The 15,886-nt window shown below is 62.5% G+C and carries 16 protein-coding genes; 9 read left to right on the forward strand and 7 right to left on the reverse strand.

The genetic code is table 11. The features are described from left to right. Nucleotides 1-83: 83 nt before the first annotated feature. Nucleotides 84-2,387, forward strand: a complete 2,304-nt coding sequence (rnr, locus tag RAK07_RS02185; protein ID WP_305731223.1) for a ribonuclease R — start codon at nucleotides 84-86, stop codon at nucleotides 2,385-2,387. On the opposite strand, the gene RAK07_RS02190 is transcribed toward rnr, so the two are convergent. The 4 genes from RAK07_RS02190 to RAK07_RS02205 are packed head-to-tail and all read right to left on the reverse strand — an operon-like array spanning nucleotide 2,384 to nucleotide 5,053. Then, entirely contained in the window at nucleotides 2,384-3,433 is a 1,050-nt protein-coding gene (locus RAK07_RS02190) for a TPM domain-containing protein (RefSeq protein ID WP_305731224.1), read from the reverse strand. The genes rnr and RAK07_RS02190 overlap by 4 nt on opposite strands. Further along, on the reverse strand, nucleotides 3,434-4,018 hold the full coding sequence (locus RAK07_RS02195) for a LemA family protein (RefSeq protein ID WP_305731225.1): 585 nt from the start codon (nucleotides 4,016-4,018) through the stop codon (nucleotides 3,434-3,436). It abuts the gene before it with no gap. A gap of 28 nt (nucleotides 4,019-4,046) precedes the next feature. Beyond that, nucleotides 4,047-4,322, reverse strand: a complete 276-nt coding sequence (locus tag RAK07_RS02200; RefSeq protein WP_305731226.1) for an SWEET family sugar transporter — start codon at nucleotides 4,320-4,322, stop codon at nucleotides 4,047-4,049. Next, a complete protein-coding gene (locus tag RAK07_RS02205) occupies nucleotides 4,319-5,053 on the reverse strand; it encodes an RNA methyltransferase (RefSeq protein ID WP_305731227.1) in 735 nt (244 codons plus the stop codon). The genes RAK07_RS02200 and RAK07_RS02205 overlap by 4 nt, the downstream gene beginning before the upstream one ends. Nucleotides 5,054-5,277: 224 nt before the next feature. Here RAK07_RS02205 and RAK07_RS02210 point away from each other — a divergent pair, with 224 nt between their 5' ends. Further along, nucleotides 5,278-7,080: a tetratricopeptide repeat protein gene (locus RAK07_RS02210; RefSeq protein ID WP_305731228.1), complete on the forward strand. Its 1,803-nt coding sequence runs from the start codon at nucleotides 5,278-5,280 to the stop codon at nucleotides 7,078-7,080. Nucleotides 7,081-7,137: 57 nt separating this feature from the next. Beyond that, nucleotides 7,138-7,653 carry a TIGR00645 family protein gene (locus tag RAK07_RS02215; protein WP_305731229.1) on the forward strand — a complete coding sequence of 172 codons (516 nt, stop codon included), beginning with the start codon at nucleotides 7,138-7,140 and terminating at the stop codon, nucleotides 7,651-7,653. Between the two features lie 145 nt (nucleotides 7,654-7,798). On the opposite strand, the gene RAK07_RS02220 is transcribed toward RAK07_RS02215, so the two are convergent. Then, nucleotides 7,799-10,060: an NADP-dependent malic enzyme gene (locus tag RAK07_RS02220; RefSeq protein ID WP_305731230.1), complete on the reverse strand. Its 2,262-nt coding sequence runs from the start codon at nucleotides 10,058-10,060 to the stop codon at nucleotides 7,799-7,801. A gap of 225 nt (nucleotides 10,061-10,285) precedes the next feature. Here RAK07_RS02220 and RAK07_RS02225 point away from each other — a divergent pair, with 225 nt between their 5' ends. The 6 genes from RAK07_RS02225 (at nucleotide 10,286) to RAK07_RS02250 (ending at nucleotide 14,080) form a co-directional block, all read left to right on the forward strand. Beyond that, nucleotides 10,286-11,212 carry an ROK family protein gene (locus RAK07_RS02225; protein ID WP_305733465.1) on the forward strand — a complete coding sequence of 309 codons (927 nt, stop codon included), beginning with the start codon at nucleotides 10,286-10,288 and terminating at the stop codon, nucleotides 11,210-11,212. A gap of 35 nt (nucleotides 11,213-11,247) precedes the next feature. Then, complete coding sequence (locus RAK07_RS02230; protein WP_305731231.1) at nucleotides 11,248-11,634, forward strand: sirohydrochlorin chelatase; 387 nt, start codon at nucleotides 11,248-11,250, stop codon at nucleotides 11,632-11,634. Continuing rightward, nucleotides 11,631-12,269 carry a precorrin-8X methylmutase gene (locus tag RAK07_RS02235; protein ID WP_309550340.1) on the forward strand — a complete coding sequence of 213 codons (639 nt, stop codon included), beginning with the start codon at nucleotides 11,631-11,633 and terminating at the stop codon, nucleotides 12,267-12,269. The genes RAK07_RS02230 and RAK07_RS02235 overlap by 4 nt, the downstream gene beginning before the upstream one ends. Continuing rightward, nucleotides 12,269-13,174, forward strand: a complete 906-nt coding sequence (locus RAK07_RS02240; RefSeq protein ID WP_305731232.1) for an AEC family transporter — start codon at nucleotides 12,269-12,271, stop codon at nucleotides 13,172-13,174. The genes RAK07_RS02235 and RAK07_RS02240 overlap by 1 nt, the downstream gene beginning before the upstream one ends. A gap of 97 nt (nucleotides 13,175-13,271) precedes the next feature. Further along, complete coding sequence (locus RAK07_RS02245; RefSeq protein WP_305731233.1) at nucleotides 13,272-13,757, forward strand: hypothetical protein; 486 nt, start codon at nucleotides 13,272-13,274, stop codon at nucleotides 13,755-13,757. Nucleotides 13,758-13,801: 44 nt separating this feature from the next. Beyond that, nucleotides 13,802-14,080 (forward strand): hypothetical protein, encoded by a 279-nt coding sequence (locus tag RAK07_RS02250; protein WP_305731234.1) that lies wholly within the window; start codon nucleotides 13,802-13,804, stop codon nucleotides 14,078-14,080. Nucleotides 14,081-14,486: 406 nt separating this feature from the next. Here RAK07_RS02250 and RAK07_RS02255 read toward each other — a convergent pair whose 3' ends face one another. Beyond that, nucleotides 14,487-15,035, reverse strand: coding sequence for a 2-oxoacid:acceptor oxidoreductase family protein (locus tag RAK07_RS02255; RefSeq protein ID WP_305731235.1), 549 nt, complete (start codon nucleotides 15,033-15,035; stop codon nucleotides 14,487-14,489). A 28-nt stretch (nucleotides 15,036-15,063) separates the two neighbouring features. Beyond that, nucleotides 15,064-15,885 carry a 2-oxoacid:ferredoxin oxidoreductase subunit beta gene (locus tag RAK07_RS02260; protein WP_305731236.1) on the reverse strand — a complete coding sequence of 274 codons (822 nt, stop codon included), beginning with the start codon at nucleotides 15,883-15,885 and terminating at the stop codon, nucleotides 15,064-15,066. Nucleotide 15,886: the final 1 nt, after the last annotated feature.

Below are 15,886 nucleotides of genomic sequence, written 5' to 3' on the forward strand. Positions count from 1 at the left end.
CCGGACTGTACCACAGCACCCCCAAAAAGGGGATGAGGTTTTTCAGGTTTGCCTCTATACTTCCGGCAAAGGAGTAACGGGGAATGCATGTCGTGAAACAGGATATACTGCTGCTGTTGCGGGAGGAAAGCGAACCGCTGCACTTTGCCGGTCTGCTGCGGGCCTTCGGGGGCCGCCAGGTCAAGAACGAGCTGAAGCGGCTGGTGGAGGCCATGGTACGGGACGGTGAGCTGGTCCGGCTGCGGGGCAACCGCTACACCCTGCCGGGGGCGGAGAACGTCGGTACGGTGCGGGGGACCATCTCGGTGCACCGGGACGGCTACGGTTTCGTGGCACCCGAGGAGGGGGGAGAGGATATCTTCATCCCGGCCAAGGGGCTGGGGGGCGCCATGCACGGCGACACCGTGTCGGTGCGCGGCGAGCCGAGCCGCGGGCGGCAGGGGAAGCGGGACGGACGGGTGGTGGCGGTACTGCAGCGGGCCAACAGCCGGGTGGTGGGGCGGTTCCAGCAGACCGGCCGCGGTGCCCTGTTCATCCCGGAGGAACTGCGGCTGGGGGGACCGTTTTCGATTCCGCCGCGGGCCACCAACGGCGCCGTGGACGGCCAGCAGGTGGTGATTGAGGTCACTGCCTGGCCGGTGGGGGGGCGGCCTGCCGAGGGGAAGGTGATCGAGATCCTGGGCTGGCCCGACAACCCGGATGTCGAGGTGCAGACGGTCATCCGGCGCTTCGATCTGCCCCATACCTTTGATGCCGCCACCCTGGCCGAGGCGGAGGCGGTCCCGGCACAGATCGGCAAGGGTGACCTGGAGGGGCGGGTGGACCTGCGCAAGCTGCCCACCGTGACCATCGACGGCGAGACCGCCAAGGATTTCGACGACGCAGTGTCGTTGCGGCGGGAAGGGGAGGCGTTCCGGCTCTGGGTCTCCATCGCCGACGTGTCGCAGTACGTCACCCCCGGTTCTTCCCTGGACCGGGATGCCTACCTGCGGGGCACCTCGGTCTACTTCCCGGACCGCTGTCTGCCGATGCTGCCGGAGCGGCTCTCCAACGGCATCTGCTCCCTGAATCCCCACCAGGACCGCCTGACCATGACCGCCGAGCTGCTGATCGATGCCGGCGGCAGTCTGCGGGAATCCCGCTTCTACACCAGCGTTATCAGGAGCGATGCCCGGCTGACCTATACCCAGGTGAAAGGGGTCATTGAGGATAACGATCCTTCGGCCCTGGGGGAGTATCGGGAGCTGGCGCCGATGCTGCTGGAGATGAAGCAGCTGGCCCTGGCCCTGATGGCGATGCGCCGTCGCCGGGGCAGCATTGATTTCGACCTGCCGGAGCCGGAGATCGTACTGGGGCTCACCGGCCAAACCGAGGCGATTATCAAAAGCGAGCGGAACCTGGCCCACCGGCTGATCGAGGAGTTCATGCTGGCGGCCAACGAGGCGGTGGCCCGGTTCGTCACTTCCCGGCAGGTGCCGTTTATCTACCGGATTCACGAACCGCCCGCCCCGGAAAAGCTGGCGGCGTTCCGGGAGTTTCTGGTGCCCTTCGGCTTCACCCTGGAGATGAAGGGGGACACGGTGGAGCCGGCCGCCCTCCAGGCGCTGGTGGCCTCAGCCGAAGGGAAACCGGAGGAGCGGATGGTGAACTACGGCCTGTTGCGCTGCATGAAGCAGGCCCGCTACAGCGGCATCAACCTGAAGCATTTTGGCCTGGCTTCGGACTGCTATACCCACTTCACCTCGCCGATCCGCCGCTATCCGGACCTGATGGTGCATCGGTTCCTCAAGCTGGTGCTGACGGCGGCGGAGCGCCCCCTTACCCGCCAGGAGGAGCGCCGGCAGGCGGAGATGGCCGCTTCCCTGGCCGAGGCGGCGGAGCATACCAGCAGCCGCGAGCGGGTAGCCATGGAGGCGGAGCGGGATATTGTCGAGTTGAAGAAACTCCAGTTCATGCAGGGAAAGGTGGGGGAAGAGTTCGGCGGCTTCATCGCCGGGGTGGCCGGTTTCGGCTGCTTCGTGGAGTTGACCGAGCTGTTCGTGGAGGGGCTGGTGCATAGCTCCACCCTCACCGACGACCTGTACAGCTTCGAGGAGCGTGAGCACGCGCTGAAAGGGCGGCAGAGCGGCCGTACCCTGCGGATCGGCGACCCGGTGACGGTGCGGGTCGTGGCGGTGAACCCCCAGGCCCGGCGGATCGAATTCGCCCTGGTCTCCCACGCCGCGGCCCAGCGGCCGGAGAAACAGGAGAACCTGGAGTACAGCGGCGAACGCTACCCCCGCATCCCGGTCAGGGGGAAGCGCCCGAAGCTGAACGCGTCCCCCGCCGCTGCCCCTGCTCCGAAACGGGGAGGAAAGGGGAAAGGCGGCGGCAAGCGTCGTCGCTAGTGTGCCGTGCGGTTCGTCACAAGCTGACCGCACAGGACACGCGGGCTTTCAATAGGACGAAACAACGACGGGGCGCCTGGAAGAGCGCCCCGTCGTTGTTTGCGGAGAACAGATGGTTGGAGAGGGGCAGGGCTAGTAGCGTCCGAGGCGCCGCCGCCGTCAAAATCCCCCCCGCCGCCGGAGAAACTGTCGCCGGATGAGGATGAGCCGCCACCCCAGCCACCCCCCCCGTAGAAAATGGTGGGACCCCCGCCCCAGCCGGAGCCGCCACCGCCCGCTCCCCGGAAGAGCTGCATCAGCAGGCTGATCAGGAAGCCGGCGGCAGCTCCCAGCACCGCCAGGATTGCCAGCTTCCAGAGGGCGCTGCCCAAGCCGATTGCGGCGGCAGCCGGCAGCGCCGCCCCCCCCGTCAGGATGCCGCCGGTCCGGGAGGATGAGCCGACCGCCGCCACCACCACGGTCCCCAGCAATAAAAGGACAACGAACAGCTCATAGCCGCTGCTCTTTTTCTTCTTTGCCTTCTTGTCCGCCGGAGTGGCCTTGAATTCCCCCTTGGTGGCATCCATGATGGCGGCAAGACCGGCTGAAATTCCCGTGTCGTTGTCACCTGCCTTGAGTGCCGGGGCCATGACGTTACGGATGATCTGGCCGGCGGTGATGTCCGGCAGCACCCCCTGCAGGCCGGTGCCGACCTCGATCCTGATCTTGCGCTCTTTTTGCGCCAGGATCAGGATGACGCCGTTTCCTTTCCCCTTCTGGCCGATTTTCCAGGCGTCGGCCACCCGGATGGCCAGATTTTCAATGACATCCCCTTCCAGCGAGGGGACGGTCAACAGCACCACCTGGGTAGTGGTCTCCCGCTCGAAGGCGGCCAGTTTCTGTTCAAGGGCGGCGGCTACCGTCGGGGAGAGCATACCGGCATAGTCGTTGATCCGCCCCTTCAGGGCCGGGGGTTCCAGTGCCAGTGCCGGAAGTCCCAGGCAGACTGACAGGATCAGCAGCACTGCACACTGACGCAGTATGGCGGCTGCGTAGCGCACGGACATCTAGAACGTTACCTTCGGTGCCGTCTTGGCTCCTTCTTCAGCCTTGAACGGTTCCTTGCGCTGCAGCTTGAGCAGCAGCGAGTTGGTCAGGCTGTTGGGGAAGGTGCGGATGCTGGTGTTGAAGACCTGTACCGCAGCATTATACCGTTCACGGGCCACGTTGATCCGGTTCTCAGTCCCTTCCAGCTGTTTCTGCAGGTCGAGGAAGTTCTGGTTGGCCTTCAGGTCGGGGTAGCGTTCCGCCACCACCATCAGTCGGGACAGGGCCGAGGAGAGTTCACCCTGGTTCTGTTGAAATTTGCTGAAGGCGGCAGGATCGTTGAGCAGTCCCTTGCCCAGTTGCATGCTGCCCACTCTGGCGCGGGCCTCGGTGACCGCCTTCAGGGTGTCCGCCTCATGCTTGGCGTACCCCTTGACCACCTCCACCAGGTTGGGGATCAGGTCGTTGCGGCGCTGATAGGCGGACTCAACGTTGCCCCAGGCGGCGGTGACCGCTTCTTCGTTGGCCTGCATGGTGTTGTAGCCACAGCCCGACAACAGCCCCAGCAGCAGGGTGGCGGCAATTGCGTACAGAATGCGTTTCATGGTGGAACCTCCGTGATGTCACGTGTTGTTATGGCGTTGTCTCCCGGTCATTGCGGGCATATCTGATCTTCATGCCGGTCAGCAGCAAGTTGCAGGCCAGCGGCGTAATGTTGGCCAGAATCAGCGGCAGGTCGCGAATAAGCATACCGTAGACCAGCCACAGCGCAACCCCCAGGGACAACAGCAGCGGTTGCCAGATCGAGAGATCCCGAACGTGGCGGCTGCGCCAGGTCTTGACCACCTGGGGCAGGGAGGCGATGCTGGTCAGCAGTCCGGCCAACAGGCCGACCCAGGTGACGTTCACCGCGTTTTCTTTCGGCCGTCGAAGTTACGGGCAGCCCAGTCGATCTGGGAAAACATGCCGCGCAGCAGGGCTGCCTCGCGGCTGTCGAGGCCGGAACGGAACAGGATGCGGCGCAGGCTGCGCATGATGTGATCGGGGTTCTGCGGGTTCAGGTAGCCGATCGAGAGCAGCGTTGCCTGCATCTGGTCGAACAACGGCTCCAGTTCGCCGGAGGCGGCAAGCTGACGTCGGGCGGTGTCGTCCACCTCTCCGGCGGTGCCGGAGAACAGCTCGTAGCAGAAGATAAGCACCGACTGGGCAAGATTCAAGGAGCCGTAGTCGCTGCTCGACGGTATGGTGGCCTGCAGGGTGCAGCGGGACAGTTCGTCGGTGGTGAGGCCGTGGTCTTCACGGCCAAAGACCAGTGCGGCCATGCCGCCTGCCTGTTGGTGGATCATCCGGGCCACCTGGGGTGGCGTCATCAGCTCCCGGCGGTATTTGCCGGTACGACGGGTGGTGGCCACCGAGATGGTCGTATCGGCCAGTGCCGCTTCCAGGGAGGGAAAAAGCTGGGCCTGTTCCAGCAGGTCCCGGGCGGAAACGGCGAACTTGAGGGCCTCGGGGTGCAGGCGGTCGCATCCCTTGACCAGTCGTAGACGATGGATACCCATGTTTTTCATGGCCCGGCAGACCATGCCGATGTTGCCCGGCGACTGTGGTTCAACCAGAACTATGGCGAGTGAATCATGCATATGAGGGCTCAGGGGGACCGATCCGATCGGGCAATGGGGTGACCGCCGTAGTGGTACTGCATTTGCGGACGCCTGTCAAAAGGAATTGCTGCCGGCAGCCTGCTCTCCAGCAGCGGGAGTGGCGGCGACATCCGTAATTGACAGCACTGTACCTCATCCCGTATGGTTACCTGACTGTTTTGGTCGTTTTCCGCGATGCGACCCCCCACCTGACGGAGCGCGATGTGGCAAAGAAGGATATACTGATAGCCGATGCCCAGAAACTGTTGCAAAAAGGGCAGGTGGACCGGGCGATCAAAGGATACCAGGAAGCGGTCGCCCTTGATCCGGCTGATCTGCGGGTGCGTCAGCGGCTGGCTGAACTGCTGGCCCGGGCAAACCGGCTTGCCGAGGCGCGTGCGGAATTCGAAACGGTTGGCAAAAGCCTGACGGCTGGTGGTTTCTATCTCAAGGCGATAGCGGTTTACAAACAGCTTGAACGCCTCTTTCCCGACGATATCGAGGTCGTGCTCACCCTGGCCGATCTGAACCAGCGTCATGGACTCCTGCCCAATGCCCTGGCGGAATACAAGCGGGCCTTTGATCATTTCGAGGCGGCCGGTAACCCCGGCGAGGGCGCCCGGGTGCTGGGCTTGATGCAGAAGGCGGATCCCCAGAACGTCAACATCCGACTCAAGCATGCCGAGATCCTGTACCAGGCCGGCGACCGGGAAGGAGCACTGCAGGCATTCAACGCCCTGGCCGGTATCCTGATCGACCGTAAGGACAGCATCGCCTTTGCCCGGCTGGCCGTGAAAATGGGGCAGTTGTTCGAGGACCAGCAAGGGTTCACCGCGAGGATCATCAAGGAGAAGATTACTGCCGGCGGGGCCGAGCAGGCGGTGCAGATCCTTCAGGCGCTGCTCAGGGAGGCACCGCAGGATATCGCCTGCTGGCGGCTGGTGATCGAGGCTTGTCACCGCCTGGAGCAGTGGGAGCGCCTCAAGATGGCCTGCCGTCATCTGATCCAGCTCTACCCTTCCGACATCATGCCCCGTGAATACCTGATCCGCTGCCTACTCCGGGAAAACAGGCCCGATGAAGCCCAACGGCTGCTGTGGGAGTACGCGACACCGTTCCGGGATGCGGGCGCATACCGTATCCTGCGGGAACTCTATCAGGAGCTTGCCGCGTTGACCCCCGTTGATCCGGCACTCCTGCAGGAGCTTGCCCGGCGGTGCGAGGCTGCCGAGGAAGCCTCGCGGCTGGTCGTGCAGGAGACGCCGACGGTGGCGCCGGAGGTTTCGGCGTTTGTCGACGCAGTGGATGAAGAGGATGAATCCTTTCCGGCGTTGCCGGTCTGGGAGGATGAGCAGACACCGGAGGCTGCCGGCACCGCCGCTGCGGCGGCTGATTCGCCGTCCGAAACGGTACCTGCCGCTCCGGACGGTGGCCTGCAGCCCCCCGACGAGGAGCTGTTCGAGATCGACGTCGACCTGGAAGACGCTGATGCCGTGGACAGCCGGGCAGTTTCCGGCGAGAACTGGTTCGAGACGGTCAGCGGTATTTTCGACACCGTCAGAACCGACACCGGTGCGGTGCGGTTCGGCGGCGAGCTGGAAAATGCCGATTATCAGTCCCATTTCGACCTGGGGGTTGCCTTCCGGGAAATGGGGCTGTTCGACGATGCCATCGCCGAGTTCCGCTTGGCGGCGGCCGGTCCCGGCGCCAGGGTTCGCTGTCTGGCCATGCAGGGAGCCTGTCTGCGGGAGAAGGGCGAGCTGGCTGTTGCGGAGAATGCCTTGCGTGCGCTGTTGTCATCTCCAGGCCTTTCCGTTGATGAAGAGGTGACCGTCGAGTACGAACTGGCGCTGACCCTGCAACGGTTGGGCAGGGGAGACGAGTCGCGGATGCTGCTTGAAGAGGTCGAGCGAGCCTGCCCCGGCTTCAGGGATACGGCCCTGCTGCTGCAGGATGCCGCCGAGGGCGGCGATGATGCGAGCCTTGATTTCAGTGACGAGGACCTGCAGGGGTTTGACCTGAAATAGCGGCAGTCGTCCGGCGGCGCCTGCCGGAAATCCTTTGCAAATGATACTGGATACTGTATGCCCACATTTTTGAGTCGTATGATTTTTTTCAGCCGCTGGACGCAGCTGCCCCTCTACCTGGGGCTGATCGTTGCGCAGGTTGTCTACGCGTACAAGTTTCTCAAGGAGCTGGCGCGTCTGGTCATGGGTACTGCCACGGGAACGCTGGGCGAGACCGAGATCATGCTGGTCGTGCTGGGGCTGGTGGATATTGTGATGATTGCCAACCTGCTGATCATGATCATCATCGGCGGGTATGATATTTTTGTTTCCCGTGTTGACGTCGACGGGCACCCGGACCAGCCGGAGTGGCTGAACCACGTCAATGCGGGGGTGCTGAAGGTCAAGCTTTCGATGGCCATCATCAGCATCTCCTCAATCCACCTGCTGACCTCGTTCATGAACATGGCCAAGGTCAGTGACCGCGACCTTGTCGCCCAGGCGTCGATTCACGTCGTCTTCCTGTTGTCCGCCTTGATCATGGCCTGGATCGATAAAATCAGCACGCAGGCACATCCCGATCCGCAGCACTGAGCGGGCTGGCACGGACGCTTCCGGGTACGCGGCGGGAGCTGCATGGGGAGCATGAGAGGCAGGGGGACGATACCCTGGCAGTGAGCAACGCAAACGACAAGCGGGGCGGGTCGATGACCCGCCCCGCTTTGTCTGTGGTCGGGGGTTAGAACATCCCGGGGTTCTGGGCATCGACAACGGCAATGGCCGCCATCTTCACGATATCTTCGACGCTGTCCCCCCGTTGCAGGACGTGCACCGGTTTCTTGGTGCCCATCAGGATCGGGCCGATCGCTTCGGCACCGCCCAGCCGGTGCAGCAGCTTGTAGCAGATGTTGCCGGAGTTGAGGTCCGGGAAGATCAGAATGTTGGCCGGCGTTTTCAGCTGCGAGAATTCAAAGCCGTCCAGCAGCTCGGGCACCACTGCCGTGTCGGCCTGCATCTCGCCTTCCACGATCAGATCCGGCGCACGCTCGTTGACGATCTCCACCGCCCGCTTGACCTTCTGGGCGTGGGGGTGGTTGGCCGAGCCGAAGTTGGAAAAGGAGAGCATGGCTACCCGCGGTTCGATATCAAGCATCCGCACCGTGTTGGCGGCCAGGATGGCGGTTTCGGCCAGTTCTTCGGCCGTGGGGTCGATGGTGACGGTGGTGTCGGCCAGGAAGTAGACCCCTTTCTTGAACACCATCATGTAGAGGCCGTGCACGCCGGCCAGTCCCTCCTGCTTGCCGATTACCTCAAGTGCGGGACGGATGGTGTCGGGATAGTGGGTGTCGATACCGGACAGCATGGCGTCGGCATCGTCCATCCGGACCATCATGGCGCCGAAGTGGTTGCGGGACTTGCGGCGGATGATCCGTCCCGCCTCGCTCTGGGTGACCCCGCGGCGCTGACGCAGGCGGTACAGCTCCTGGCTGTAGGCCTCGGAATACTCCGAGGTCTTGGTGTCAACGATCTGGGTGCCGTTCAACTCCAGGCCCAACTCGGCGATCTTCTCGGTGATCTTGTCGGTATCCCCCACCAGGATCGGGTGGGCGATTTTCTCCTCAACCAGCACCTGGGCGGCGCGGAGGATTTTCTCGTTGTCCCCCTCGGGGAAGACGACTTTCTTGGGGTCACTCTTGGCCTTGTTGATGATCATCCGCATGATCTCTTTGGACTTGCCCTGGGTCGACTCCAGATGCTCGATGTACTTGGCCATGTCCTCGATCGGCTGCCGCGCCACGCCCGAATCCATGGCCGCCTGGGCCACGGCCGGCGCCACGTGCAGCAGGACACGGGGATCGAACGGCTTGGGAATGATGTAGTCCGGTCCGAAGACAAACTTCTTGTTGCCGTAGGCCTTGCTGACCGAGTCGGGCACCTCTTCCCGTGCCAGTTTGGCCAGGGCCTGCACGGCGGCGAGCTTCATCTCTTCATTGATGCCGGTGGCCCGCACATCCAGCGCACCGCGGAAAATGAAGGGGAAGCCCAGCACGTTGTTCACCTGGTTGGGGTAGTCGGAGCGGCCGGTGGCCATGATTACGTCGTTGCGAACGGCGAACGCCTCCTCGGGGGTGATCTCCGGATCGGGATTGGCCATGGCAAAGATGATCGGGTTGGGGGCCATGCTGGCCACCATCTCACGGGTGAAGGCCCCCTTGACGGAGAGGCCGAAGAGCACGTCGGCGCCGGCGGCGGCCTCTTCCAGGGTGCGGAACGGGGTGTCTGCCGCAAACAGCTCCTTGTAGGGGTTCATCCCCTCCTTGCGCCCTTTGTAGATGACTCCCTTGGTGTCGCACATGATCATGTTGTTCGGTTTGACGCCTAACGCTATGGCCAGCTTGGCGCAGGAGTTGGCCGAGGCGCCGGCACCGTTGACCACGATGCGGATGTCCTCCAGCTTCTTGCCCACCAGCATCAGGGCGTTGATCAGGGCTGCCGAGGAAATGATGGCGGTACCGTGCTGGTCGTCGTGGAAGACCGGAATTTTCATGGTCTTTTTCAGCTCTTCCTCAATGTAGAAGCACTCCGGCGCCTTGATATCCTCCAGGTTGATGCCGCCGAAAGTGGGCTCCAGCAGCTGACAGGCCCTGATGATCTCGTCGGGATTTTCCGTGTCGAGCTCGATGTCGAACACGTCGATATCGGCGAAGCGCTTGAACAGGATTCCTTTTCCTTCCATGACCGGCTTGCCGGCCAGGGCGCCCAGGTTGCCCAGGCCCAGCACGGCGGTACCGTTGGAAACCACCGCCACCAGGTTGCCTTTGGCGGTATACTTGTAAGCGTCTTCGGGATTCTTCTCGATGGCAAGGCAGGGTTCGGCCACGCCGGGAGAGTAGGCCAGGGAGAGGTCCTCGGCGGTCTGGCAGGGTTTGGTGGGAACAACCTCGATCTTGCCCTTGCGACCCATGGAGTGATACTCAAGTGAGTTTTTGATGTTTGCCATCTGGGCGTGCTCCTTGTAAATTTAGTGTCGCTAAAAAAATGGTTGATTTCAGGCGACTATCGGGGAATTGCATTTATTGCGGCTAAAGACAATAAGCCCCTTCTCCGCATGCTGTCAAGTGCTATCCGTCGTGCAAAAAAATACACTGTTCCAGATGGTGGTTGCGATGCGAGGAGCTCTGTCGTAGACTTTGGCCGATGCTGAAAACCAGTGCATGAGGTGAATATGGTCGATGGCAGCCCTGCCCATATCGGTATCGACATCGGGGGAACCAATTTGCGGGGGGCGCTGGTATCGGCAGACGGCACCATCCTGAACCGCTTCCGCAGCGAAAGTGCCATTGCCGCCGGGGCAACCGCCTTTCTGGACCGCCTTGAGCGCCACATACGGGCAACCCTTGCCGCAGCCACTGGCGAAGGACTCCGGGTTGCCGGCATCGGTGTGGGTGTGCCCGGGCTGATCGACCGCAACGGCACGGTACGCTCCTCGGTCAACATGCAGCCGCTGGACGGAGTCAACCTCGCCGTCTCCCTGGAGGAACGGGTGGGGGTGCCGGTCCGTTGCGGCAACGACGCCAACCTGATCGCCCTGGGAGAGGCACGCACCGGCGCCGGCAGGGGGTTGAACTCCCTGGCCGTGGTGACCATCGGTACCGGCCTGGGTAGCGGCCTGATCCTCGACGGACGGCTCTGGACCGGCAGCGGCGGCTACGCCTCCGAGTTCGGCCACCTGACCCTGGAACCGGAGGGACTGCCGTGCCCCTGCGGCAACCGTGGATGCCTGGAGCAGTATGTCTCGGCCTCTGCGCTGAGCAGGTACGGCAACGGCAGGCAGCCGGAGGAACTGGCCCGGGCTGCAGGCCGGGGGGAGCGTGAAGCACTGGCCGCTTTCGAACGGATTGGTGTCTGCCTGGGAACCGGCTTGGCCGGTCTGCTCAATCTGCTCAATCTGGACGGGATCGTTATCGGCGGTGGGGTGGCAGCCAGCTTCGATTTGATGGCTCCGGCCATCCGGCGCACTCTGGCGGCCAGGACCTTTCCCCGTATTGCGGCGGGGGTCAAGGTGCGCAGATCCCGGCTGGGTGATGATGCCGGGTTGCTGGGGGGAGCCATGCTGGTAGCCGAACAGTTGGCGGAGCAGGGCCAGTCATAGGACAAACGACGGATACGAAAGGAAACGACATCAGCATGAAGACAGCACTTTTGATCATGGCCCACGGCAGCCGCATCCCGGAAGCCAATGACGCCGCCCGCGAGATTAGCCGCATGGTGCAGGAACGTACCGGTTTTGAAATTGTGGAAGTGGCGTTTCGAGAACTGCACGAGCCGAACATCCAGCAAGGGATCGACGACTGTGTCGCCCGGGGGGCGCAGCGGATTCTGATGGTGCCCTATTTTCTGTTCATGGGAGCCCACGTGCTGCACGACCTGCCGGAGGAGATCGAGGAAGCCCGCAGGCGTCACCCCGGTCTGATCATGGAAATGGGGCGCCATCTCGGAGTCCATCCCAAGCTGGCTGACGTGGTGGCCCAGCGGGTAGAGGAGTCCCTGGCCGAGAAAGGATGGCGGCAGTGAGCGATTCCCGCGGCATGAACCCCGAAGAGATCGAGGCGGCTTCCTTCCGGATTATTGACGAGGAGGCGGGAGGCCATGACTGGTCACCCGAGCAGTGGCCCGTGGTACGGCGGGTCATCCATACCAGTGCCGACTATGAATACCTGCAGAGCCTGGTCATGACCCCCGACGCCGTTACAGCGGCCGTTACCGCACTGCGGGCCGGCAGAAGCATTGTCACCGATACCACCATGGCCCTTGCCGGTATCCGCAAGGACCTGGCCGGCAGCTTCGGCTGCCGCCTCTCCTGCAATGTGGCGGCCGCCGATGTTGCCGAGGCGGCCCGGCACGAGGGTATCACCCGGTCCGTGGCCGCCATGCGCCGCGCCTGTCGTGAAAATTCCGACGGCATCTTTGTTATCGGCAATGCACCCACCGCCCTGTTCGAGCTGATGGAGCAGGTGCGCAACGGTACTTGTCTGCCCGCCCTGATCGTCGGCCTGCCGGTCGGTTTCGTCGGAGCCGAGGAAAGTAAGAATGCACTGGCCAGTGGCGCGCTGGGCGTGCCGTTCATCACCAACATGGGGCGCAAGGGAGGATCGACCGTGGCGGCGGCGGTGATGAACGCCCTGCTGTTGCGTGCGGCGGAAGCCTGATGGCCAATGTCGTCCTGCTCATTTTGTGCCTGGTGGCCGGCGCGCTCCTGCGGCGGACCGGCCGCTTTCCGGAAAGTACCCCGGCGGCGCTGAACGGCTTCGTCATTCACCTTTCCCTGCCGGCTGCCGCCATTCTGCATATTCACTCCCTGCAGTTCGACAGTTCGATGCTCTTCGTCGCCGGCATGGCTTGGCTGCTCTTCGGCGTTGGCTGGCTTTTTTTCCACCTGGCCGGCAATGCTCTCTCCCTGCCCCGCCGCACCGTCGGTGCCCTGGTGCTGACCGGAGGACTGGGCAACACCTCCTTTGTAGGGTTGCCGATGATCGAGGCATACTACGGACGCGACCTGCTGGGAGTCGGTATCCTGGCCGACCAGTTGGGCAGTTTCATGGTCCTTTCCTCCCTGGGTATCCTGGCGGCGGCGCTCTATTCCTCCGGCAGCCCCTCGCCGCGACAAATGGTCCGCAAGGTAGTACTCTTTCCCCCTTTCCAGGCACTGGTGCTGGCTGTGGTGCTGCGGCCGGTCCCCTTTCCGGACTGGACGGTAACGGTGCTGAAGAAGCTTGCCGATACCATCACTCCTCTTGCCCTGGCCTCGGTGGGCTTCCAGCTGCGTTTCATCCCGCTGCGCGGCATGCGTACCGGCCTTGCCCTGGGACTGGGGTACAAGCTGCTGCTGGGGCCGTTACTGATCGCCCTCCTGTATCTGGGGCTTCTGGGGCTGCGCGGTCCGGCCATGCAGGTGACCATTTTCGAGGCCGCCATGGCGCCGATGATCACTGCTGGCATTATCGCCATGGACCACGATCTTGACCCGCCGTTGCTTACCATGATGTTGGGGATCGGTATTCCGCTTTCCTTTGCCACGCTGCCGGTCTGGGCGTTTTTTCTGAAAGGGTTCTGACTAAGGCGTGCGGAAACTGCCCAGTTGCCTTTAGTCTTTGAAAGGACTATTATAAAATTCTCTGCAGGACTTACGTCATGGTACGCAGGTGAACGTCATGATCCCTTCCGTGGCGACATACCTGACCGCAGTTCGTCCGGACACGGCTTCGTCCCTGACGTCGATCAGGGGAGGGGGAGCAGTCACCGCTGCACAGGCGATGCAGCCGGCCCGCATTGAGACGGTCGCCCCTGCGCGGCAGGCGGCAAAGGACAGTGTGACCATTTCCGGTGCAGCTCTTGACCTGAGCAAAGCTCTCAACCGGCCTGACGATCGGAAGGGGGCGGTACAGCAGGAGCGGGAGCGTCAGCAGCTACAACGGGAGCAGGCCACCATTCAAAAACGCTCCTACCAGAGCGCGACCAAGCAGTATCCGCCGTTTATGGGCAACACCGACGTACTGAAGCTGTTGAAACAGACCTCGCCGGCTCTCTACCGCGAGATTCTGAAAATGATCATCCCCCCCCCTGCCGACCTTTCCTATGCGGATCAGCAGATGCTGGCAGCGTCGGAGGGGGGGAGCGTGAAGTCCAGGGATGCATGAATTCTTGTTGAGGTAAGCAGGAACCGATTCGGGAGGTGAGCATTATGCCGATCAGTCAACTTTCACCCGCCAGCCTTGCTGTGAACAATCCATACGTCAACCCTGCGGCGCGCACATCGGAAACAGTTGTTGCCGGTCTGCCGCAGGACAATCAGGATGCACAGAAAACGGCAAAGACTCTGAAAAGCGATACCGTGACCATCTCGCCGCAGGCGTTGCAGATGATCGCGGGCGGCAACGAGAACAAGCCCGAGGAGGTCAAGGAAAACAAGCCCTCTGCGCGTGGTGGCGTGGCGAAGGGCACGACCAGCATCATGGTGTGATTCTCAACAGCACGGCGAGTCTCTGTGAGAAAAGGCCACCCCCGAATTCGGGGGTGGCCTTTGTTTTTCCCAAGTCTGCGTGTGAAAACGTCGCGTTCTCAGTACGACGATCTCACATGATCAGCCTGTCAGAGACGGCGCTCTGATCCGGTGCCGGTATCAATCAGTGTCCACCGCAGCCAGTCTTTTTGAAGTCAGGTGGGCCGGTCTGTCCCGGAGCTGCAAGGATGTAGTGTCGATTTCCTCGTGTCGGCCAAACTCCTGCCTTTTCAGTATCATCAGGATTCTCGGCGCGGCGGCGGCCACAAAGATGATGTTGTTGTAACCTAAGCAGGCACGGTGAAACGGCAACGGCCCGGTGCAGCGTCGCACCGGGCCGTTGGATACGGCGAAATGTGGCGTAAAATCAGGCGCCGGCAGCTGCCTTGGCTTTTTCGAAGCCAGCGGCGTAGGCCTTCTTGTTCAGCTCCAGGAACGCCTCGGGAACCCGGGACAGCACGGCCTTTTCGCCGTTCTCGCGGGAAACCACGCCGGTCAGCGCCACCATGGCCCCCAGGGCAACGATGTTGGCAACGATTTCGCGGCCCACTTCGTTCTTGGCGGTGTTGATGATGTTGAAGCCGACCCGCTTGAAGTTGCCTTCCGGCAGCTTGGTGACCAGGTCGGTGTCGTACAGCAGGATGCCGCCTTCTTTCAGGTCGTCGCTGTACTTGTTGCAGGCCTCCTGGGTGAGCGCCAGCAGGGCGTCACACTTGGTGACCTTGGGGTAGTCGATCGGGGCATCGGAAATGATGACCTCGGACTTGGAAGCGCCGCCCCGTGCCTCAGGGCCGTAGCTCTGGGACTGGACCGACTGCTTTCCTTCATGGATGGAGGCTGCCTCGGCAAGGATGATCCCCGCAGTGATCAGACCCTGTCCGCCGGCGCCGGAAAAGCGCAATTCATACCTTGACATCTATCTTCTCCTTTTTCGACGAGATGAATTATTTTGCGCCGCCTTGGGCCCGTTCGATCACCTTTGCATACTCTTCGCAGTACTCCGGCTTCTCTTCCTTGTACAGCACGCCGGTGAGCACCTTGCCCTGCAACTGCTCGGCGGTCATCTTCTCGGCAGCTTTGACCGGTACGGCAACATCCTTCAGGCGGTTCATCATCTCGACCACCGACTTGAACTTGTTGCGGCGGCCGTAGGTGGTGGGGCAGTCATCCAGGATTTCGACCACGGAGAAGCCCTTGTGCTGGATCGCTTCGGCAATCAGCTTGTCGATCTGGGTGGCGTGGTAGGCGGTACCCCGCGCCACGAAGGTTGCACCGGCGCCGATGGCCAGCTTGGCGATGTCGAAGGAGGGGTCCGGGTTCCCGTAGGGGGTGGTGGACGCCCTGTGCAGGTGCGGCGTGGTGGGGGAGAACTGACCGCCGGTCATGCCGTAGATGTAGTTGTTCATGACGATGTAGGTCATGTTGATGTTACGGCGGCAGGCATGGATGAAGTGGTTGCCGCCGATGGCGGTACCGTCGCCGTCGCCGCCCACCAGGATCACGTCCATTTCCGGTTTGGCCAGCTTGACGCCGGTGGCGAATGCTGCGGCACGACCGTGGGCGGTGTGCAGGGTGCAGCAGTCAATGTAGCCGGGAAGACGGGAAGCGCAGCCGATACCGGACACGATGCAGGTGTTTTCTTTTTTCAGGTTGAGAGAATCCATCGCCCGGATCAGACCCTTCATGACGATGCCGTGCCCGCAGCCGGGACACCAGATATGGGGGAGCTTTCCGGGACGAATCCTGCTTTCATAATCATAAGCCATG

The sequence above is a fragment of the Trichlorobacter ammonificans genome (assembly GCF_933509905.1).
Taxonomy (GTDB): Bacteria; Desulfobacterota; Desulfuromonadia; order Geobacterales; family Pseudopelobacteraceae; genus Trichlorobacter; species Trichlorobacter ammonificans.